The sequence below is a fragment of the Streptomyces sp. NPDC096311 genome (assembly GCF_044763085.1).
Classification (GTDB): domain Bacteria; phylum Actinomycetota; class Actinomycetes; order Streptomycetales; family Streptomycetaceae; genus Streptomyces.
Genome location: NZ_JBIWFN010000023.1, coordinates 132,539 through 152,829, shown reverse-complemented (window position 1 = coordinate 152,829; position 20,291 = coordinate 132,539). Strand labels below are relative to the sequence as shown.

Below are 20,291 nucleotides of genomic sequence, written 5' to 3'. Positions count from 1 at the left end.
CTGCCGGGGTATTTCTTGATCGCATCTTGTACCTACAATTCCAGGATTGAGCATCGTGCATCTGAACCTCACCTCCAAGACGGCGGTCGTCACGGGCGCCAGCCGCGGTATCGGACTGGCGACCGTCCGTACGCTGACCGCCGAAGGCGTCCGCGTCATGGGTGCCGCCCGCACCATCACGCCCGAGCTGAAGGAGACCGGCGCACTCACGGTCTCGGCGGACCTGAGCACGGCCGAGGGTGTCACCGCCCTGTTCGGCAGTGCCCTCGCGGAGCTGGGCGGCATCGACCTGCTGGTGAACAACGTCGGGGGCGGAGACGACGTCGCCGGGTTCCTCGACACCGATGACACCCAGTGGGCCCGCGTCCTCGACCTCAACCTGCTCAGCACCGTCCGTGCCTGCAGGGCCGCACTGCCCAGCCTGATCGAACGGCGGGGCGCGATCGTCAACATCTCGTCCGCCGCCTCCCGGCAGCCCGCGGCCGGCCTGGTCGCCTACAGCGCGACCAAGGCGGCCCTCGGCTCGCTCGGTAAGTCACTGGCCGAGGAGTTCGGGCCCCAGGGCGTGCGCGTCAACACCGTTACTCCCGGAATGGTCCGCACCGCGGTCTGGGAGGACGCCGGAGAAGTCGGCAGCCAGTACGCGGCCGGATCCGGCATCGATCTGGCGGAGTTCGTCCGGCAGGCGCCGAAGGCCTTCGGCATCACCAGCGGACGGATGACCGAGCCCGAGGAGGTCGCGGCCTTGATCACGTTCCTCCTCTCCGACGTCGCCGGGAACATCGTCGGCGCCGACCACGTCATCGACGGCGGCCAGATCAAGACCGTCTGATCCGGCCCCGTGCCGAGCAGTGACAGACCGCCCCTTCTCGCCCCTTGACGCGGAGACACGACACCATGACGAAGACCCTCGGAATCATCGGCAGCGGCATGATCGGCGGCGCGGTGGCCCGCCTCGCCGTCGCCGCGGGACTGGATGTCGTGCTGAGCAACTCCCGCGGTCCCGAAACCCTCGCCGGCCTCGTCGGCGAACTCGGCGCCCGTGCGCGGGCGGCGACTCCCGAGGAGGCCGCGCGGGCCGGCGATCTGGTGGTGGCGGCCATCCCGATGCACGCCTACGACCGGCTCCCCGCCGCGGCCCTGGCGGGCAGGACCGTCATCGACACGGCGAACTACTACACCTTCCGTGACGGCCGGATCGCCGAACTGGCCACCGGCCAGGTGAGATCCAGCGCCCTCGTGCAGCGGCACCTGGCGGACTCCTCCGTGGTCAAGGCGTTCAACAACACCTCCTGCGGCCACCTCTCCACCCGTGTCGCCAGGCCCTCGGGTGCCCCTGACCGCAGCGCCCTGCCCCTGGCCGGCGACGACACCGCCGCCAAGGACCGGGTCGTGCGCCTGATGGACGTCCTCGGCTACGACGGGGTGGACATCGGCACCCTCGCCGACAGCTGGCGCATGGAGCACGGCTCCCCGGTGTACGTCCAGCCGTACGCCGCGCCGCAGCCCTGGGGGCTGAGCCAGGAGGAGGCGGAGCGCTGGTTCTTCGAGGACCCCGGCGTTCCGGTGTCCGCCGCCCGTGTGAAGGAACTGGCGGCCGCGGCCGTCCGACGTTTCCAGAACCGCTGACCACCAGAACCGCTGACTACCAGTCAGCTCCACCATGAAGGAGAAACCCGATGCCCCGTGAGATCCGGATCCCCGGCCCCGACCACCCCATCGAGATCAGCCGGAACCCCGGCCGCGTCCGTGTGACCACCGGGAACGGAGACAAGGTCGTCGCCGAGACGACCTCCGCCGTCACGCTGAGCGAAGCCGGCTATCCGCCCGTCCACTACATTCCGCTGGCCGACGTCGACCAGGAGCTGCTGGTGCGCACGGCTTCTCACACCTACTGCCCCTACAAGGGCGAGGCCTCCTACTACGGCCTCGTCGCCGCCGAGAAGGAGATCCCGGACGCGGTGTGGGTCTACGAGGAGCCGTTCGAGGCCGTGGCGGAGATCGCGGGCCACGTCGCCTTCTACACCGAGCACGTGCGGATCACCGTCTCCGAAGCTGTCACCGACTGACGCCCTGTCACGGGGTCGGAGTGGAGCGCCTCGGCACTCCGCTCCGGCCTCGCGTATCCCCAAAGCCCCCCGACCGCAGCGCTCGTGAGAGGAACAGAGACCGTGACCAGTCACCTGACAGAGGAGGCGGCGGAAGCACATGTGCACGGCGTGTGCTTCAAGACCGGCCCGCCCCAGCGCACCGGTGTGGAGACGGAGTGGCTGGTCCAGGACCGCCACGACCCCGCACTGCCGATATCCCTCGACCGGTTGAACGACGCACTCGCGCCCGTCGAGGTCCCGGGCGCCCTACCCGGGGGCAGCAGGATCACCCGCGAGCCGGGTGGGCAGGTGGAGCTGAGCTCACCTGCGGCCCTGTCCCTCACCGCGTGCGTCGAGGCGATGGCCGCGGACCTGAACGTCCTGCGCGAGTCCGCCGGGAGGGCCGGCCTGACACTGGTCGGTCAGGGTCTCGACCCGTACCGCGAACCACCTCGGATACTCGATCATCCCCGCTACCGGGCCATGGAGACGTTCTTCGACCGCGAGGGCCCCGAGGGCCGCGCCATGATGCGCCGTACCGCCTCCGTCCAGATCAACCTGGACGCCGGGGACGAGTCCGACGGCTTCTCCGGCTACCGCCACCGCTGGGAACTCGCCCACCGTATCGGCCCCGTCCTCGTGGCCGCCTTCGCCAACTCCCCGATCCGGAACGGCCGGCCCAGCGGATGGCTGTCAACGCGCCAGGCCGTCTGGTCCCGGATGGACGCCGGCCGCACCCACCAGCCCCGCCACCACGCCGACCCCCGCGTCTCCTGGACCCGCTACGCGCTCGACGCGAAGGTGATGTGCGTACCGGGCGACGACGACGGCGACTGGACAGCGCCCCCGGATCTGACCTTCCGCGACTGGCTGCGCGGCGCACCAGGACTGCGCCGGCCGACCCGGGCCGACCTGGACTACCACCTCAGCACCCTGTTCCCGCCGGTCAGACCACGCGGTTGGCTCGAACTGCGGATGACCGACGCACAGGACGGCGACGAATGGATCGTGCCGACCGTGCTGGCCGCGACCCTGCTCGGCGACCCCACTGCCGCCGACGCCGCCTACGCGGCGACCGAGCCGCTCTGCCAGGACGTACGGCCCGTCCCCTCCGACGACATCTGGCAGCGGGCGGCCCGCACCGGCCTGGCCGACCCCGACCTCGCCAAGGCGGCCCGCGCCGTCTTCGCCGCGGCCGGCAGCGCCCTCGCCCGCCCCGGGACCCCGGTCGTCCTGCGGCAGGCCCTGGCCGACTTCGCCGAGCGCTACCCGGAACGTGGCCGATGCCCCGCCGATGACCGACTGGACGCGCTCCGCCGCGTCTGATCTCCCGAGAAGGCATGCCGTGACGAACTCCCACACCGACCCCGGTACGGCCCGAGGCGGGGACACACCCGACCCCGCGGCCGCACCGTCCCCGGACACAGCCGCTTCCCCGGCCGAGGAGACAGCCGTACGCTCCGCTTCCTCCGCCGAGGAGACAGCCGTACGACCGGCCGGGCCCCCGTCAGCCACCGCTCGCACCGCGCTGGAGAACGCCCGGCGCCGCACTCTGAGCCTCACCGACCAGCTCACCGACAAGGACCTCACCGCCCAGCACTCACGGCTGATGTCCCCCCTGGTGTGGGATCTCGCCCACATCGCCAACCAGGAAGACCTGTGGCTGGTGCGCACGGCCGGCCGCCGCCCCGGACTGCGCCCCGACCTCGACCCGCTCTACGACGCCTTCCGCCACCCCCGTGCCGACCGCCCGGCCCTGCCCCTGCTCGACCCGGCCGCAGCCCGTGACTACGCGGCCGCGGTCCGCACCGAGACCTGGGACGTGCTGGACGGCGTGGACACCTCACCCGACAACCCCGATCCACTGCTCGCCGACGGCTTCGTCTTCGGCATGCTCGCCCAGCACGAACAGCAGCACGACGAGACGATGCTGGCCACGCTCCAACTCCGCGAGGGCGCACCCGTCCTGCACGCGCCCGCGCCACCCCCCGCACCCGCCGACGCCGACCGGCTGCCCCGCGAAGCGCTGGTCCCCGGCGGCCCGTTCACCATGGGCACCAGCACCGAGCCATGGGCACTGGACAACGAGCGCCCTCACCACACGGTGGACGTCCCCGCGTTCTCGCTGGACACGGTGCCCGTCACCAACGCCGCCTACCAGGAGTTCATCGCGGCCGACGGCTACCGCGACCGCCGGTGGTGGACGCCCGAGGGATGGCGACACGTCCAGGAGACCGGGATCGAGGCGCCGTTGTTCTGGTTCCGGGAACGCGGGCGGTGGCTGCGCCGCCGGTTCGGCGTCATCGAGGAGGTGCCCACCGACGAGCCGGTCGTGCACGTGTGCTGGTACGAGGCCGACGCGTACGCCCGATGGGCCGGCCGACGGCTGCCGACCGAGGCCGAGTGGGAGAAGGCGGCCCGGCACGACCCGGCGACGGGCCGCTCCCGCCGCTACCCCTGGGGCGACGCCGCGCCCGGTACCGAGCACGCCAACCTCGGGCAGCGCCACCTCCAGCCGGCCCCGGCCGGCAGCTATCCGGCCGGGGCCGCACCCAGCGGCGCCCGGCAGCTGATCGGCGACGTCTGGGAGTGGACGTCCTCGGACTTCACCCCCTACCCCCGCTTCACGGCCTTCCCCTACAAGGAGTACTCGGAGGTCTTCTTCGGCCCCGACCACAAGGTGCTGCGCGGCGGCGCCTTCTCCGTCGACCCGGTGGCCTGCCGGGGCACCTTCCGCAACTGGGACTACCCGGTCCGACGGCAGATCTTCGCCGGCTTCCGCACCGCCCGCGACGCCTCCGAGGACGGGAACAGCTGATGTGCCGCCACCTTGCCTATGTAGGACCGCCCGTGACACTGGCGCGGGTGCTCACCGAGCCCCCGCACAGCCTGTACGAGCAGTCCTGGCAGCCGGCCGGGCAACGCCACGGGACGGTCAACGCCGACGGGTTCGGTGTCGGCTGGTACCCGGCCGAGCAGGACACCTCCGGGGGTGACGCCGGTTTCCCCCGGCCAGCCCGTTACCGGCGGGCGGTACCGATCTGGGCCGACGCGAACCTCCCCGAGCTGGCCGGGACGATCCGCAGCCACGCCGTGTTGGCCGCCGTCCGCTCCGCCACCGAGGGCACCACCCACGACGAGTCGGCGGCAGCCCCCTTCCGCGACGGCGGCTGGCTGTTCAGCCACAACGGGACTGTCCCCGACTGGACCCGGCTGCCCACCGACCTCACCCCCGCCGAGCTGCTGGCACTGGACGCCCGCAGCGACTCGGCCCTGCTGTGGGCCATGATCGCGCGGCGTCTGCGCCAGGGTGAACCGCCCGCGGGCGCCCTGGCCGCGGTGGTCCGTCAGATCGCCGACGCCCGGCCCACCGCCCGGCTGAACCTCCTGCTCACGGACGGCCACACCATCGCCGCCACTGCCTGGGGCGACACCCTGTGGTACCGCACCGGACCCGGCACGGCACTGGTCGCCTCCGAACCTGACGGCACACCCGGTGCATGGCGGGAGGTCCCCGACCGCTCCCTGCTCCTGGCCACTACGACAGGCGTACGGATCCTCCCGCTGCACACCCCCCGCCCACACCCCGAGGATCAACACTCCATGACCGACGGCCGTTTCACCCTCGACGACCGGCTGCCCGCCGACTACTTCACCACCACGCTCCAGTCCGACGTGCGCGAGGGCCTGGGCAGCGCGCCACGCACCCTGCCGCCCAAGTGGTTCTACGACAAGCGCGGCAGCGAACTCTTCGAGCAGATCACCGAGTTGCCGGAGTACTACCCCACCCGGGCCGAACAGGAGATCCTCACCCGCCGTGCCCCGGAGATCGCCGCACTGACCCGGGCCGCCACCCTGATCGAGCTCGGCTCCGGCTCCTCCCACAAGACACGGCTGCTCCTCGACGCCCTCTCCGCCGCCGGCACACTGCGCCGTTACGCGCCCCTGGACGTCAGCGCCTCCGCCCTTGAGGAAGCCGGACGTGCGATCAGCCGCGACTACCCGGGGCTCACCGTCCACGCCACCGCGGCCGACTTCGAGGCCGGCCTCGCGCTGTCCGACGAGCCCGGACCGCGCCTGCTGGCCTTCCTCGGCAGCACCATAGGCAACTTCGACGCGGAGCAGCGCGGCGCCTTCTACCGCACCCTGTCGCTCGCCCTGAGCAGCGACGACGTCCTCCTGCTCGGCGCCGACCTGGTCAAGGACCCCGGCATCCTGGTCCGCGCCTACGACGACGCGGCCGGTGTGACCGCGGAGTTCAACAAGAACGTGCTGCACGTCCTCAACCGCGAACTCGGCGCCGACTTCGCCCCCGACCTCTTCGACCACGTCGCCCTGTGGAACCCCGAGTTCGAGCGCATCGAGATGAGGCTGCGCTCCCGCACCGCCCAGACCGTCAAGATCCCCGACCTCGACCTCACCCTCGACCTCGCCGCGGGCGAGGACCTGCGCACCGAACTGTCGTGCAAGTTCCGGCGCGACACCCTCACCGCGGAACTCAAGGAGGGCGGCTTCACCGTCCGCCGCTGGTGGACCGACCCGGCCGCCCGCTTCGCCCTGGTCATGGCGGTGCCCAACTAGGACCGTCTACGACTCCGCCGCCGCCCCGGGTCACAACATCCTGTCGGTGTACGGGAGTTGCGACCCGGGGCGGGACGGTGCGGTGAAGGCCTGGGACGGTTCGCCTACGCGGCCGGTCGGCGGGGCGGTGCTTCGACGCCCGTCATCGCGAGGGCCGGCGGCGGGAGCCGGTCACCGCTGATGGTGATCCGCGCGACGGCGGCGTTCAGCTCCTGGAGTTCGTCGCGGCTGAACCTCACCTCTTCCGCGCCGATGTTCTCCAGGAGGTGGGACAGCCTGGTGGTGCTGGGGATCGGTACGATCCACGGCTTCTGGGCCAGCAGCCAGGCGAGGTCGATCTGGGCGGGCGTGGCGCCCTTGCGTACGGCCCACTCCTCCAGCAGCTGCACCAGCGGCATGTTGGCGGCCAGGTTGTCCCGGCTGTTGCGGGGCATCGCCGTCCGGCGGTCCTCCGCCACGAACCGGGTGTACGGGCTCATCGTGCCGGTGGTGAAGCCCATGCCCAGCGGCGCCCAGCACACGAAGCCGATCCCGAGTTCCTCACAGAGCGGCAGGACGTTCTCCTCCGGGCCGCGCCACAGCGTGGAGTACTCGTTCTGGATCGCGGTGAGCGGCAGGACCGAGTGGGCCCGGCGGACGGTCTGCAGACCCGGCTCGGAGAGACCCCAGTGCAGCACCTTGCCCTGGGCGACGAGGTCCTTCACCATGTCCGCGACGTCCTCGATCGGGACGGTGGGATCGACCCGGTGCTGGTAGAGCAGGTCGATGTGGTCCGTTCGCAGGCGCTTGAGCATGCCGTCGACGGCTCGGCGGATGTGGTCCGGGCGGCTGTTGAGACCGGTGAGTGCTCCGGTGTCCGGGTCGATCTCCCAGCCGAACTTCGACGCGATGACCACGTTGTCGCGGACGGGCCGTAGGGCGTCGCCGACGATCCGCTCCGACTCCCACGGCCCGTACGCCTCAGCCGTGTCGAAGAGCGTCACCCCCTGGTCGACAGCCGTCCGGACGAGGGCGACCATGTCCTTGCGGCTGGTGACGGGGCCGTACAGGTTGCCCGGCATCGTCTGGGTGCCGAGGCCGATGCTGGAGACCTTCAGCGACCCGAGCCTGCGGCGGCCGGTCTGCGTGACGGCGGCGGTCACTTGGTTCCGACGGCGGGCGGCGCCGCTGGTACCTGCGGCGGACGGTCCGCCATGTGCCTGTGCCTGCGCCGCTGTGGCGACCACCGAGGTGGCGGCCAGGCCGGCGGCGCCCATCAGGAAACCGCGACGGCCGCGGCCGGGCGAGTTGCCGTTCGCAGTGCTGTCCTGTTCATGCATGGGGTTACATCCCTCTGGTTGTCCGTTGAGAGCACCATCGGTGCGTCTTGGTGGTGGCGAGGAAGCAGGGGAGCCTGTTGCCCTGGGCAGGTCTGTGGCGGCAGAGCTGGACCATCGCGGGGACGAGCCCCCGGGCAGGTCGTCCGGCGGCTTCGATCTCTGTCGTGGCCTCGGAGGATGTCTGCTCGACCGGCGATACGCGGTCTGAGGCTCCGACGGTGCCGGGCGGTGAAGAAGATCCAATCATCAGGTTCCGTCGGGGTGGGAGGGCGCTCTGTTCCGGGTAATGCCACGGCCCCCCACGGTCGGCCAAAGCGGCCTTCATCTGGCTTGGAACAGGGGGTACGCCCTGGGATTCGCAGGCGTTCTCGGTCCCGCAGGACGCGAGGCGGTGCGGTCGGCCGGAGACTACGCACGAGTCGACGCGAGTTCGACGACGGTGATGTCGGACGGTGCGCCCACCCGCACCGGCGGGCCCCAGGCGCCGGCGCCCCGACTCACGTACAGCTGGGTGTCGCCGTAGCGCTCCAGACCCGCGACGGTGGGGTTGGCCAGCTCGGCGAGGAAGTTGCCCGGCCATAGCTGGCCGCCGTGGGTGTGACCGGAGAGCTGGAGGTCGACACCGTGGCGGACGGCGTCTTCTATGACGACGGGCTGGTGGGCGAGGAGTACGGCGGCCCGGGAACGGTCGCGGTCGCCGAGTGCCTTGTCGAAGTCGGGGCCCTGGCCCTCTTCCTCACCCCGGACGTCGTTGACGCCGGCCAGGTCGAAGCCGGGCAGTTCCGTGCGGGCGTTCTCCAGCGGGCGCAGCCCCAGCTCCCGTACCTTCTCGATCCATGGCTCGGCGCCGGAGATGTACTCGTGGTTGCCGGTGACGAAGTACGCGCCGTGCCGTGCCCGGAGCCGGGCGAGTGGTTCGACGGCCGGGGCGAGGTTCTCGACGCTGCCGTCCACCAGGTCGCCGACGACCGCGATCAGATCGGGTTGGGTCGCGTTGATGGTGTCGACGATCCGCTGGGAGAAGCCGCGGCCCAGAATCGGACCGACGTGGATGTCGCTGACGACGGCGATGCGGAACCCGTGCGCACTACGGGGGAGTCTGGCCAGCGGAACGGTGATGCACTTGACCTCCGGCCCCCGGAGGAGACCGTACGTGCCGTGGCCCACGGTTCCCACGGCGACGGCCGCCGCGGCGCCGCCCACGATGCGGGAGACGAAGAGACGACGGGACGGGTCGGTGGGGGCGTTGCCGGTCGATGGCGTGGTCTCCGGTGCCTGCGGGCGGTCCAGTACGACGACGGGCCCGGCGGTGGCTCCTGCGGCATCGGAGTCGCCGCGACACACCGGTTCGGACCGTGGCCGGCCGTCCGAAACGGCTTCCTCCGCGCCGCCGTCACCCGGCTGTGCTTCCGCTGATCGCGGCACCGGCGGAACCCGCTTCTGCGGATCGGCCGCGGCATCCCGACGCGCGAACCACCGGCGCAGCACGGGCCGGACGGCCTCACCGGCCAGCAACGCGAGCAGCAGGTAGACGAAGAGCGCCATCCACAGGTACCCGGGCCAGGCCAGGATCTGCTGCACGCGGAAGGGCACGGTGTCGCCCTCCGCGGTCATGGCCCCCATCGACAGCAGGGGGCCGGCCACGAAGACGACGCTTCCTCCTCGCCGGAGGAGCGAGCCCCGTGGCGTGGTGCCCCGGACGAGACGGCGCCAGACGTACCAGTGGAGTGCGCCGAGCAGTACGAGCACGGCGATCAAGACAAGGGTGAGGACAACGACCACGACCCTGCGCAGCCCTTTCTTTGAGATGTCCGCGGGCTGCTCAACCGAGGCTGCCGAGCCAGTCGCCCACCTCTGCCTCGGCACGGTCCATGTCGTCTCGCGAGATCGTGAACGCGTTGCTGATCACGGTGGAACCAGAAAGGGTTTCGGTGATGTTTTCAACGGTTCCCGAAAGTCGGCTTCCGCCATGGACGCTGAACGGGACGATGGTTTTTCCGGTGAACTCGTGCTGCTCAAGGAAGCTGTACACCGGCATGGGCAGGTCGTACCACCAGATCGGATAACCGATGAACACGGTGTCGTACTCTTCGAGATTCGGGACCAGGGCTTTGAGCTTCGGCCTGCCGTTTGCCTCTTGTTGCTCGAGAGCGAGGTCTTCCAGCGTTCCGTGATCGAGCGGTAGCTTTTCCGCCGTCTCGATACGGAACACGTCGGCCCCGAGGCGCCCTTCGATGAGCTGTGCGACGTGCTGGGTGTTTCCGAGGACTTCGCCGCCCACGATGTGCGTGCTGTTCTGCTCGTCCTCGGTCATGTTGTTCGGGTCGGTGGTTTCCGGCATCGAAAAATAGGCCACCAGAGTGCGTGACTCCTTCAGGGGACGGTCAACCTTCGACGGTCCTGAACCGCTGGATGTCTCGGCCGCCCCCTCTATTATCGAGCAGCCCGAGACAGCGGCACCTGCCAATGTCGCACCGGCCAGTGCAAGGAAATTTCGACGTGTCGTGCTTGCCATGTCGTGAACTCCTTCTACATGGTGAGTCGTTCTTGGTGTATTCGCCGCGTGGAGACTCCCGTTCGCCACAGCAGGCGCTGGTTCGCCAATACGGCGGGGTTCGGGCCCACGATGAAGAACGCGCCCTTCTTGACCGCCTCTGACGGCAGTGCGCCGGCGAGATCCTCGCGGCGGAAACGGCCGACTCTGACGGTGACCTGCAATCGGCTGTCAGGTGCTGCCTGGTACTTCTTGAGCACATCGCGGTAATAGGTGTCTTCAGGGCTGCGAACTGCCCACAGCAGATGAATGTCCCGCGTCGTGTGGTGGGCTGCCACCAGGCTGAGCAGCGGAGCCACGCCCGCGCCCATCCCTACGAAGACGAGCGGAGTTTCCTGGTCCTGGTTCTGGACGATCGACTCGAAGCGGCCGAACGGCCCCTCCAGACGCACGCGGGTTCCCGTCTCGACGCTGTCGAGGCGGCGGGTGAAGTCTCCGTGCTGACGGATCGTGAAAGTCAGTGTTTCCCGGTTGTCGTCGGTCACGGAGAAGGGATGCCATTCCCTACTGACAGCGGAGGATCCCTCGAAACTGAGGAAGAGGAAATCGCCCGCTCGCAGGGTGGCGGCCTTGCTGTCGAGGTGCACCGACACCCTGCGGGTCATCCTGCCGAGTGTTTCATTGCCGATGACCGTACCCGTCAGATAGGTGTCGGGCGCGATCCACTTCTTCCAGGCGTAGATGCCCAACGTCGTCACGGTGTAAAAATCGAAGAGCGTCATGAACGCAAAGTACTGATTCACTCTCACCAGGAGGTGGGCGTGCAGCCAGATCATTCCCACGGTCACTAGGTTGAGCCGATGAATCCACACAGAGAGCCGACGTCGGAAAACGGTCTCCAGAATTCCCTTGGCCCTCAGCAGCAGTCTCGACCTGTCGACCAGCCACCCGCTCATGAAGAACACGGAGAAGCACAGCACTCCGAGCGCTCCGTAGAACGACCAATCCCCCAGGTCGCGGGCCAGAAGGCTCGGCGAGTAGGTGTAGTCGCGGTGCACATAGGCGGTGGCGATGGCCAGCACGCCGAGCATCCCGTGCAGGCCGTAAACGGACGGCAGGCCCACGAAACGGTCCAGCCAGGACGGCCTCACACTGAGCAGGATGGACAGCAGCCACCAGGTGTAGGAGACCAGTCCGAGGAATATGTAGAAATTCAGGGGTCCAGGTGCGGTGGCTACAGAATCGTAGGTGAGAACCAGCGGGAGCGGAAACAGGACGGTAATGCTCCAGAACAGCAGCTTACGAAGCATTGTTCATACCCCAGCCGGATATCCGGTCAGATCCTCGCGGGTTCGTGTCCCGTACGTTGTGCAGGTTGACATGGACGAGCGCCGCCATGGCCAGCACGGCAACTGTCATCAGGGCGATCACTTTGTATTTCGGCTTCACACACAGGCTCTGTTCAAGGGGGGAGCGGCGTACGTGAGTTCAGTCGTGCACCGTGGGTACGCGGATCAGGTCGTCATCGCGCGCTCGACTGCCACGGGCAGGGCCGGCTCATGGCCGCAGATGAGGGGGTTCTCGCTGAGCGCCGCCGATGAGGCGTCGGCGCGGGTGGGGCACGGTGCCGGAATGGCCTGCCGGCCCACTCAGCAGCGGAACACCTGAAGTGACGCGAGTGAGGGGTTGCCCGAGGAACCCGACGCGGCGTGCGACGCGGCAAGCACGCCTGGACACGGTGCGTTGAACTCGTACGCTCTGAGACCACCGACGGAGGGTGTCGCGGTGGCGCGGCGCCGGTCACGGCCCGCCGCCCAGGAAGCGCGGTTCGCGATCTGCCCGTCCTTGCCGCACGTGGTGAACTCGTCGGCGTCGTCGGTGAGGGCCACGTGCGTTGACGGTTCCTGGGATGCCGAGGCAGAACTGGAGGTGGCGAGTGCGGACGACACGGTGGGTACCGTCATGCCGATGAACTGCAGGGTCACCAGGAGGGCGGCCAGAGCGAGCACGAACCGGGGTGCTCCGTCTCGTGGCACACGCCTCCTTTCGACCGTCTGCATTCACTCGACCTTCGTCCGGGGGTGGGAACGTGAGAACTTCGCTCTGTGCGGCGCTCCGGAAAACTCCGGTGGACGAGGCTCACGTCGTGAGCGACCGTATGGGCCTCACGCTCTCCGTGCACCGGTGGTGGGCCCGCCACCGACGGCGCGCCAACCAGGAGCGCGCGGGACCTCCGCGCTCATGACCACCCTGCGGGAAGGGCCCACCGTGCGACAGGCCGTGTTGTGCCAGGGAGCGCTGATCAGGGTAATGACAGGGCCCCCCAACCTTCCTCCCACGCGGATCGGGTTTCTGATAGGGGTGTGCCCGCGACCACGTCTGTGCCCGGTCTCCGACACGCTCAGGTAAGCGGCGGGGCGTGGGTCAAGTGAAGATCTTCCGCTCCACGACACGTGAGTCGTGGCTCGGGATCACCTCGCAGTCGAGCGACTCGATCCTGCGAAGGCTCTCCTCGTGGGCGACGAGATTGGTGTAGTAGCCCGGAGGAATGTGGTCGGCGTCGTCGTCGCCGTGCCAGTTGTCGTAGAGGTAGACGCAGTCACCGGCGATGAGGTAGCGACGTTCCGCAGCCTCGACGAGGATCCCCTGTGACCCCGGTGTGTGGCCGGCGCGGCACGTCTGCGAGTGGTGGACTCTGCTGATCCTTCAGGACGCCTTCGACGGCTACACCCGCTTCGATCAGTTCCAGGAGAACCTGGGCGTCTCCTCAAATGCGCACCACCGGCTCAAGGCCCTGGTGTCCGACGGCCTGCTGGAGCGCCGCCCCTACCAGACCAACCCCGTGCGTCACGAGTACGTGCTCACCGCGCTGGGGCGCTCCCTGTGGCCGGTCATCGTGGCGCTGACGGCGTGGGGCAACTCCCGCCTCGCACGGGAGGGACGGAGCATGGTCCTCAATGACACGGCCACGGGCGAGGAGGTCGACCCCGTCGTCGTCGACGCGTCGACCGGCCGCCGCCTCGACGGCAGTGACGCCTGTGCCTTCACCGCCGGCCCGGCGGCGAGCGACGCCATGCGCGCCCGTCACGGCCATCGGAGGCGAGGTCCCGGAGGAGTCTCTGCCGACCAGGTCTGATGAGGTCACCCTTCGGGTCAACGGGGCCGAAGGCGGAGGCCCCGCACATCGGGGGCCACCGAAACCGTGGGCGCCAACCTTCTTCGGGAACAACTGTTGGTTCCTGCTGGAGGCGGCATTGGTGGCCACAGCCGTGGCGGCGGTGACGGCTAAGGGGACCGAGCAGCCGACGAAGGCCGGCGGCTGCCCGTCCCTGCGTCGATCACGTCAAGCACGGCAGGTGACGTCGTCCTTCGGCAGGCGCCCCCTGGGGCGTTCGAGGCGCGGGGTCAGTCCCGGAGAACCCCGATACGCCGCAGCCACGACCGCACTTCGGTGTCGGCGTCCCGGACTTCCTCGCCGCGTACCGCGAGCCCTTCCGCGATGGTCGCGCCCCGGCACGACGCGGCGTAGTCGCGCTCGGTGGTGCCCAGTCCACTCATCGCGTACGTCGTGACCGGATGAACCGTCTTGCCGGTGAAGTCGTACCTCTCGGCGAAGGTCGACATGAGCATCGGGGCTCTGACGTTCCAGATGGGACTGGCCAGCAGCACCACGTCGTAGGAGTCGATCGAGGACGGGGGGCCGATGATGGCCGGCCGCGCATCGGCGTTCTGTTCGCGGACATTGCGGGCGACCGTCTCGTCGTAGTCGTCCGAGTACGGGTCGACGGGTTCGATGCGGTGTACGTCGCACTCGACGCGCTCGCCGATCATTTTGGCGAGGACCTCGGTATTACCGGTCCTGAGATTCCTGCGCCCGCCGTTGTAGTAGTTCTCGCCCGCTCGGGAGAAGTAGGCCAGCAGGACCCGCGTCCCGGGCGAGGTCGTCGCGGCCGGTCGCTCGGTGGATTCCGGTGCGGGTCCGCCCGACCGCGACGGGGAACAGCTCGTGATCTGGACACCGGTCATGACGGTGGCTCCTCCCAGAAGTACGCCGCGAAGGAGCGCCCGCCGCCCCGGCGCGGCGGGCCGGTCCTTCCCGGCGCCCAGTTCTGCTCCTGGTCCGCGCCCCGTCATCCGCTGGCCCCGCGAAGGAGACGGACGGCGTCGAGATCGTCGCGCAGTGCCCGCGGCTCGCCTTCGACAGGGAGGTCCGCGGGGTCCAGCACACCATCCACGGAGCCGGATTCGTCGGGCTTGAGAGCTCCGAGGAGCTCCACCCAGTCCGACGGCTCCACTCCCTCGGCGGCGATGAGCTCGAACGTCTTGCCCAGCGCGGTGACCGTGAGCAGGCTGCGTACCAGCGTCTCGGCGATCTGGTCGCGGGCGATCCCGCCGTCGGCCGTACCGCCCTGTTCCAGGACGAGGCGTCGCTGGGTGGGTCCCGCGTGGTCGAACCATCCGGGCCGGACGATGGTGTAGGGCAGGCCGCTGGCCCTCAAGAGGCGCTCGGAGCGCCGCTTCCAGGGGCTGTTGCCCGGGATGTCGCTGCGCGTGGAGTAGACGGAGGTCATCAGCGCCACCCGGGGCCGGGCTCCGTCGAGGGCTCCCAGGATGTTGCGTACGCCGCCGTAGTCGACGTGCGCACGGGCGTCCGGGCGGGAGTCGGCGCCGGATCCGTGGGTGAGGACGATCGCGTCGGCTCCGCCGACCGCACGCCGCAGGGAGGCCGGATCCTCCAGGTCTCCCTGGACCAGCTCGACGTCGGGGAGCCGCTGTTCGGCTCGCCGCACGTCGCGTACGAGCGCCCGCGGGCGCAGGCCGTGCTGCTGTGCGGCGCGCACCGCGAACTGCCCGATGCTGCCGGTCGCGCCGACCATGAGTACGTCGGTGATCTTCTGGTTCTGGGACATGATGAGGCCCTGGTCGTGAGGGGGTGCCGCCGCGAGGGCGGCGGCGCGGTGGAGACCCCCGCGCGCGGGCGCTTCGGCCCCAGGAGGGTGTGGGCACCCGCGCGCGGGAGTTCTGCGGCGGTGGTCACCGCCTGCCGGTTCAGCCGTCCAGACGCCGCGAGCTGAGCCACTGGACCATGGCCGGGTCGTGGTGGTCGAAGAACAGTGAGGCACCGGTCTCCAGGGTGGCGATGGCCGACATCTGGCCGTCGGTGAGCTCGAAGTCGAAGATGTCGAAGTTCTCCGCCATGCGGTCGGGGCGGACCGACTTCGGGATCGCGACGACGTCACGCTGGGTCAGCCAGCGGAGCACGACCTGGGCCACGGACTTGCCGTGCTTCGTGCCGATCTCGCTCAGCAGCGGGTGGGTGAAGATGTCGTTCTTGCCCTCGGCGAACCCGCCCCACGACTGGAGCTGCACCCCGTGCTCACGCATGAGCTCCTGGTCGGCGACGCGCTGGAAGAACGGGTGGGTCTCGATCTGGTTGACCGCGGGCGTGATCTCGTTGTTGATGATCAGGTCGAGGAGCCGGTCGGGGTAGAAGTTGGCGACGCCGATCGCCTTGGTCCGGCCCTCGCGGTTGAGCTCCTCCATGGCGCGCCACTGGCCGTACACATCGCCGTAGGGCTGGTGCATCAGGTACAGGTCGAGATAGTCCAGGCCGAGCTTGTTCAGCGAGGTCTCGAAGGCGCGCTTGGTGTTCTCCTGCGCGGGCGCGTCCTCGACCCACAGCTTGGTGGTGACGAACAGCTCCTCGCGCGGGACGCCGCTGTTCTTGATCGCGCGGCCGACGGCCTCCTCGTTCTGGTACGCGGCGGCCGTGTCGAGCAACCGGTAGCCGGCCGCGAGGGCCTCGGTGACGGCCTGTTCGGTCTCGTCGGCCGGGATCTGGAAGACGCCGAAACCGAGGATCGGCATCTCTACGCCGTTGTTGAGGGTGACGGTCTGCATGGGTTTTCCTTCTGCGTTGGACAGGGTTGGGGCAAGGTGAGCGGTCAGCCTTCGAGCGGGCGCGGGCCCGCGTCGGTGGAGGCGGCCGGAGTCTGGTGAGGGGCGCGAGTGCGCAGCAGCACGGTGGCTACGACGCTCACGGCCACGACCGCCGCGGCGATCAGCAGGCTGGTGTGCAGACCGGAGACGAACCCGGTCCGGTCGGCGACGAGCGCGCCGAAGACCGCGACGGCCAGGGCGCCGCCGAGCTGGCGGGCCGCGTTCAGCACACCGCTCGCGACGCCGGCCCGCTCGGCCGGCACCTTCTCCAGCACGAGCGCCGTCAGCGCGGTCACGGCCATCGCACCGCCCGCGCCGACGGGCACCATCAGGAGCACGGTCAGCCACACCGGTGCGGTGGCGGGGAGGGCCACCATCGCCAGCAGGCCCGCGGTGATCAGGGACTGGCCGCTGATCACCGGCATCCGCGCACCGAACCGGGTGGCCAGGCGGGCGGCGACGGGGCCCATGAAAGCGGTGAGTACGGTCATCGGAAGGAAGGCCACGCCGGTGGCGAGCGCGCTCAGCCCGTGCACCTGCTGGAGATACAGCCCCAGCAGGAAGATCATTCCGTAGAAGCCGACGTTCAGGGCGAACCCGATGGCGACCGAGAGCGACATGATGCGGGAGCGCAGCAGGGGCAGCGGTGTCATCGGATGCCGTCCACGGACCTGTGCGACCAGGTAGACGGCGGCTGCCACGATCGCCAGGGCGAAGGCGACCAGTACCCGCCCGGTGCCGAACCCGTCGGCACCGGCTTCGATGACCGCGTACGTCAGCGCGCCCATGGTGGCCACGGCCGCCACCTGGCCGATCCAGTCGAAGGGCACCTCCTGGCGCGGGGAGGGCTGGGCGCGCCTGAGGAGCAGCAGGGCCACCGCGCCGACGGGCAGGTTGACGAAGAAGATCATCCGCCAGTCGACGAGGGTGAGCAGCCCTCCGGCCACGGGTCCGGCGGCGGCGCCGACGGAGCCGCCGACGCCCCACAGGGCGATGGCCCTCGCCCGGGCCGCCGGATCGGGGAACGTCTCCCGCAGCAGGGAGAGGGAGGACGGAACGACGACCGCGGCCCCGGCTCCCTGCACCAGCCGCGCCGCCACCAGAACGCCCAGATTCGGCGCTATGGCGCAGACTGCGGACGCCACCACGAACAGGCCCAGGCCGGCGGCGAACGCCTGCCGGGCCCCGATACGGTCACTGACCGCGCCCGCGGACAACAGGAACGCGGCGAAGGCGAGGGTGTAGCCGTCGACCACCCACTGCAGGCCCGTCATCCCGCTGTCGAAGCCGCGTCCGATCGAGGGCAGGGCCACGTTCACGATCATCGCGTCGACCATGATCGTGAAGAAGCCGAGCAGCACGGCGGCCAGCGCCGGACGTGCGCCGGACGTGGTCCGCGGCGGCGGAGAGACCGCACCGACCTGGGGCGATATGGGCGAGGCGGGCGTGGACAAGGGACGATCTCCTGAACTGGGAAGGCCGAGTGCTTGAAGGCTGGGGGCTTACGGAGATCGAGCTTCGCGCCTGATCGGCTCCGGTGGCAGGCCGGGTTGTGCCGGGGAGCGCCGTTCAGGGGTGCGACAGGGCCCCCCACACGCCTGCCGCGCAGGTCAGTGTGGTGTGAGACTGAGGTCATGGCAGCTGAGCAGAGCAGGAGCAGGAGCGCCGACGTGGAACTGGGCCGGTTCCTGCGCGCGCGTCGCACCCAGACCAGCCCCGACCAGGTCGGTCTCACCATGAGCACCGGCCTGCGCCGCACCCCGGGCCTGCGCCGCGAGGAGTTGGCCACGCTCTCCGGCATCAGCATCGACTACTACGTCCGCCTGGAGCGCGGCAAGGAGACCCGGCCCAGTCCCGCGGTCCTCGACGCCCTCGCCCGCGCCCTGCGCCTCGACGACGCCGAACACCAGCACCTGCGCGAGCTCGCGGCCCTGGCCGCGCGGTACGCCCCCGAGCCCCCGCCGCCGCCCAGCCGAACCGTGCGCCCGCACGTGAAGCTGGTCCTGGAGACGATGCGTCCGAGCCCGGCCTACGTCATCAGCCGCAGCATGGACCTCCTCGCCTGGAACCCCGGCGGCCTCGCCCTGTACGCGGGGCTGGACGACTGGCCCGCCACTCAGCGCAACATCGCCCGCTACCTCTTCATCCACCCCACCGCGCGCACCCTCTTCCCGGACTGGGACCACCAGGCCCGTGGCTGCGTCGCCCGGCTCCGTGCCCTGGCCGGCACCGACCCGGACGCTCCCGACCTCACCAGCCTCGTGGGTGAACTCCTGCTCAAGAGCCCCGAGTTCGTCAAGCTGTGGGAGCGCTACGACGTCGTGGGGCGCAAGAACGTCAGGAAGACCTTCCATCACCCCCAGGTCGGGACCCTCACCCTCAGCGGTCAGAGTATGTATCTGGAGGGCACCCCTGGCCAACGTCTCGGCGTCTACACCGCCGACCCCGGCACCCCCGACCACGACGCCATGCTCCTGCTCGACATGACCGTGTCCCGGCCCGCGGGTCAGCCGCCTGCGAAGGCAGCCGACCAGCAGCAGCGCGCACAGTCCTGACGAACCCCAGCGCGGGCTCAGGTGGAGGACGACGTGGTCTCGTCCCGGGACGAGGCCGGTTCGCGCGGTGCCGGCTGGGAGCCGAGCAGGTCGAGGAGGACCAGGGCGTCGTAGTCCGGGGTGCCTGGCTCGGCGTGGTGGGTGATGAGCCGGTGGCCCGGTGTGCCCTCCAGCTCCATGGTCTGGTGGCCGAGAGTGAGGTCGCCGACCTCCGGGTGGTGGAAGGTCTTGCGGCCGTAGGCGTGGACCTTGACGTCGTAGCGCTCCCAGAGGCGGGCGAACTCCGGGCTCTTGAGCAGGAGTTCACCCGCGAGCCGGGTGAGGTCGGGTGCGTCGGGGTCGGTGCCGGCCAGCGCGTGGAGCCGGGCGACGGAGCCGCGGACCTGGGCGGCCCAGCCGTGGAAGAGGGTACGCGCGGTGGGGTGGAGGAAGAGGTAGCGGGCGAGGTTGCGCTGCCTGGCCGGCCATTCCTCGATGCCGGTCAGCAGGCGCAGCCCGCTCGGATTGGCGGCGAGCAGGTCGCCGGTGCGGCTGACGACGTGCGCCGGGTTCGGCCGCAGGCTCTCCAGCAACAACTTCACGCCCGGCCGGACGGTCCTGCTGGGTGCCGTGGGAGGTTCCGGCGCGATACGGGCGGCGAGGGCGGCCAGACCGCGCAGGTACTCGTGCTCGTCCTCCTCCAGGCGCAGCGCCCGGGCCAGGGAGTCGACGACGGACGCGCTGGGCCTGGTTTCCTTGCCGCGTTCCAGGCGGATGTAGTAGCCGACGCTGATGCCGGAGAGCGTGGCCAACTCCTCGCGGCGCAATCCGGGCGTGCGGCGCGGCCCGGAGCCCACAGTGAAACCGGCCTCGGCGGGGCTGATCCGAGCTCGGCGGTCGCGCAGGAAGCGCCCCAGCTCGGTGCCCTCGCTCGTGGGCTGCTCACGTGTCATGCCTTCGAGTGTGCGGACGCGGGCGACCGTTCGGTAGGCGCGTGGGGGGCCCTGTCACACCCTGGAACACGGTTCCCCGGCACAGCGCGGTCTGGCACATGACGCGTGCGCGAGAGGACCCTCGACCACGTCAGGCTCTTTGCCCTGGCGGCCCTGTACGCCGTGTGGCCGAGCGCCACGAGCGCGACCGCGCGGCTCAAGGACATCGTGATCGCCGAGAACTTCGACGTCTTCGACGTCACGCTGACGCCCGACGAGGTGTCCGACATCGACGCCCTCGACACCGGGCTGTGCAGCGGACCCGCCCCGGAGAACATCCGGCGGGACACGTTCGGCACCCGCTGACGCCGACGCCTGTGTGCCTCGGAGGAGCGACTCCG

General features: G+C 70.0%; 20 protein-coding genes and 1 pseudogene. 10 read left to right on the top strand and 11 right to left on the bottom strand.

What is annotated here, in order from left to right; translation table 11 throughout:
- Window positions 1–55: 55 nt before the first annotated feature.
- The 7 genes and pseudogenes from ACIRA5_RS42925 to egtD all read left to right on the top strand — a co-directional run bounded on the left by ACIRA5_RS42925 (window position 56) and on the right by egtD (window position 6,671).
- Window positions 56–832: an SDR family oxidoreductase gene (locus tag ACIRA5_RS42925; RefSeq protein WP_403700903.1), complete on the top strand. Its 777-nt coding sequence runs from the start codon at window positions 56–58 to the stop codon at window positions 830–832.
- A gap of 44 nt (window positions 833–876) precedes the next feature.
- Window positions 877–1,629 carry an NADPH-dependent F420 reductase gene (locus ACIRA5_RS42920; RefSeq protein WP_403700805.1) on the top strand — a complete coding sequence of 251 codons (753 nt, stop codon included), beginning with the start codon at window positions 877–879 and terminating at the stop codon, window positions 1,627–1,629.
- A 50-nt stretch (window positions 1,630–1,679) separates the two neighbouring features.
- Complete coding sequence (locus ACIRA5_RS42915) at window positions 1,680–2,069, top strand: DUF427 domain-containing protein (RefSeq protein WP_403700801.1); 390 nt, start codon at window positions 1,680–1,682, stop codon at window positions 2,067–2,069.
- Between the two features lie 102 nt (window positions 2,070–2,171).
- Entirely contained in the window at window positions 2,172–3,416 is a 1,245-nt protein-coding gene (gene egtA, locus ACIRA5_RS42910; RefSeq protein WP_403700798.1) for an ergothioneine biosynthesis glutamate--cysteine ligase EgtA, read from the top strand.
- Between the two features lie 202 nt (window positions 3,417–3,618).
- A complete protein-coding gene (egtB, locus tag ACIRA5_RS42905; protein WP_403700900.1) occupies window positions 3,619–4,908 on the top strand; it encodes an ergothioneine biosynthesis protein EgtB in 1,290 nt (429 codons plus the stop codon).
- A pseudogene (egtC, locus tag ACIRA5_RS42900) lies at window positions 4,908–5,597 on the top strand (ergothioneine biosynthesis protein EgtC); the annotation flags it as partial. The gene egtB and the pseudogene egtC, both read left to right, overlap by 1 nt.
- Before the next feature lie 96 nt (window positions 5,598–5,693).
- Window positions 5,694–6,671 (top strand): L-histidine N(alpha)-methyltransferase, encoded by a 978-nt coding sequence (gene egtD / locus ACIRA5_RS42895; RefSeq protein WP_403700897.1) that lies wholly within the window; start codon window positions 5,694–5,696, stop codon window positions 6,669–6,671.
- A gap of 104 nt (window positions 6,672–6,775) precedes the next feature.
- On the opposite strand, the gene ACIRA5_RS42890 is transcribed toward egtD, so the two are convergent.
- The 6 genes from ACIRA5_RS42890 to ACIRA5_RS42865 all read right to left on the bottom strand — a co-directional run bounded on the left by ACIRA5_RS42890 (window position 6,776) and on the right by ACIRA5_RS42865 (window position 13,094).
- Entirely contained in the window at window positions 6,776–7,990 is a 1,215-nt protein-coding gene (locus ACIRA5_RS42890) for an aldo/keto reductase (RefSeq protein ID WP_403700795.1), read from the bottom strand.
- A gap of 408 nt (window positions 7,991–8,398) precedes the next feature.
- On the bottom strand, window positions 8,399–9,772 hold the full coding sequence (locus ACIRA5_RS42885) for a metallophosphoesterase (protein WP_403700792.1): 1,374 nt from the start codon (window positions 9,770–9,772) through the stop codon (window positions 8,399–8,401).
- 40 nt (window positions 9,773–9,812) lie between these two features.
- Window positions 9,813–10,505 (bottom strand): flavodoxin, encoded by a 693-nt coding sequence (locus ACIRA5_RS42880; protein ID WP_403700790.1) that lies wholly within the window; start codon window positions 10,503–10,505, stop codon window positions 9,813–9,815.
- Between the two features lie 14 nt (window positions 10,506–10,519).
- Complete coding sequence (locus ACIRA5_RS42875) at window positions 10,520–11,794, bottom strand: FAD-binding oxidoreductase (RefSeq protein WP_403700787.1); 1,275 nt, start codon at window positions 11,792–11,794, stop codon at window positions 10,520–10,522.
- Window positions 11,795–12,133: 339 nt separating this feature from the next.
- Window positions 12,134–12,520 carry a hypothetical protein gene (locus tag ACIRA5_RS42870; protein WP_403700784.1) on the bottom strand — a complete coding sequence of 129 codons (387 nt, stop codon included), beginning with the start codon at window positions 12,518–12,520 and terminating at the stop codon, window positions 12,134–12,136.
- A gap of 388 nt (window positions 12,521–12,908) precedes the next feature.
- Window positions 12,909–13,094 (bottom strand): hypothetical protein, encoded by a 186-nt coding sequence (locus ACIRA5_RS42865; protein ID WP_403700894.1) that lies wholly within the window; start codon window positions 13,092–13,094, stop codon window positions 12,909–12,911.
- A 49-nt stretch (window positions 13,095–13,143) separates the two neighbouring features.
- On the opposite strand from ACIRA5_RS42865, the gene ACIRA5_RS42860 reads away from it, so the two are divergent.
- Window positions 13,144–13,620, top strand: a complete 477-nt coding sequence (locus ACIRA5_RS42860; RefSeq protein WP_403700781.1) for a winged helix-turn-helix transcriptional regulator — start codon at window positions 13,144–13,146, stop codon at window positions 13,618–13,620.
- Between the two features lie 269 nt (window positions 13,621–13,889).
- On the opposite strand, the gene ACIRA5_RS42855 is transcribed toward ACIRA5_RS42860, so the two are convergent.
- The 4 genes from ACIRA5_RS42855 to ACIRA5_RS42840 all read right to left on the bottom strand — a co-directional run bounded on the left by ACIRA5_RS42855 (window position 13,890) and on the right by ACIRA5_RS42840 (window position 17,878).
- Complete coding sequence (locus ACIRA5_RS42855) at window positions 13,890–14,510, bottom strand: flavodoxin (protein WP_403700778.1); 621 nt, start codon at window positions 14,508–14,510, stop codon at window positions 13,890–13,892.
- A gap of 104 nt (window positions 14,511–14,614) precedes the next feature.
- The gene (locus ACIRA5_RS42850; RefSeq protein ID WP_403700776.1) at window positions 14,615–15,394 is read right to left on the bottom strand and encodes an SDR family oxidoreductase; all 780 of its coding nucleotides are present in this window, start codon (window positions 15,392–15,394) and stop codon (window positions 14,615–14,617) included.
- Between the two features lie 139 nt (window positions 15,395–15,533).
- Window positions 15,534–16,385 (bottom strand): aldo/keto reductase, encoded by an 852-nt coding sequence (locus ACIRA5_RS42845; protein WP_403700773.1) that lies wholly within the window; start codon window positions 16,383–16,385, stop codon window positions 15,534–15,536.
- Window positions 16,386–16,429: 44 nt separating this feature from the next.
- The gene (locus ACIRA5_RS42840; RefSeq protein ID WP_403700770.1) at window positions 16,430–17,878 is read right to left on the bottom strand and encodes an MFS transporter; all 1,449 of its coding nucleotides are present in this window, start codon (window positions 17,876–17,878) and stop codon (window positions 16,430–16,432) included.
- A gap of 180 nt (window positions 17,879–18,058) precedes the next feature.
- On the opposite strand from ACIRA5_RS42840, the gene ACIRA5_RS42835 reads away from it, so the two are divergent.
- Window positions 18,059–18,979 carry a helix-turn-helix transcriptional regulator gene (locus ACIRA5_RS42835; protein WP_403700767.1) on the top strand — a complete coding sequence of 307 codons (921 nt, stop codon included), beginning with the start codon at window positions 18,059–18,061 and terminating at the stop codon, window positions 18,977–18,979.
- Window positions 18,980–18,996: 17 nt separating this feature from the next.
- Here ACIRA5_RS42835 and ACIRA5_RS42830 read toward each other — a convergent pair whose 3' ends face one another.
- A complete protein-coding gene (locus ACIRA5_RS42830; protein ID WP_403700764.1) occupies window positions 18,997–19,911 on the bottom strand; it encodes a helix-turn-helix transcriptional regulator in 915 nt (304 codons plus the stop codon).
- A 105-nt stretch (window positions 19,912–20,016) separates the two neighbouring features.
- On the opposite strand from ACIRA5_RS42830, the gene ACIRA5_RS42825 reads away from it, so the two are divergent.
- Window positions 20,017–20,256: a hypothetical protein gene (locus ACIRA5_RS42825; protein WP_403700761.1), complete on the top strand. Its 240-nt coding sequence runs from the start codon at window positions 20,017–20,019 to the stop codon at window positions 20,254–20,256.
- The last annotated feature ends 35 nt before the right edge of the window (window positions 20,257–20,291 follow it).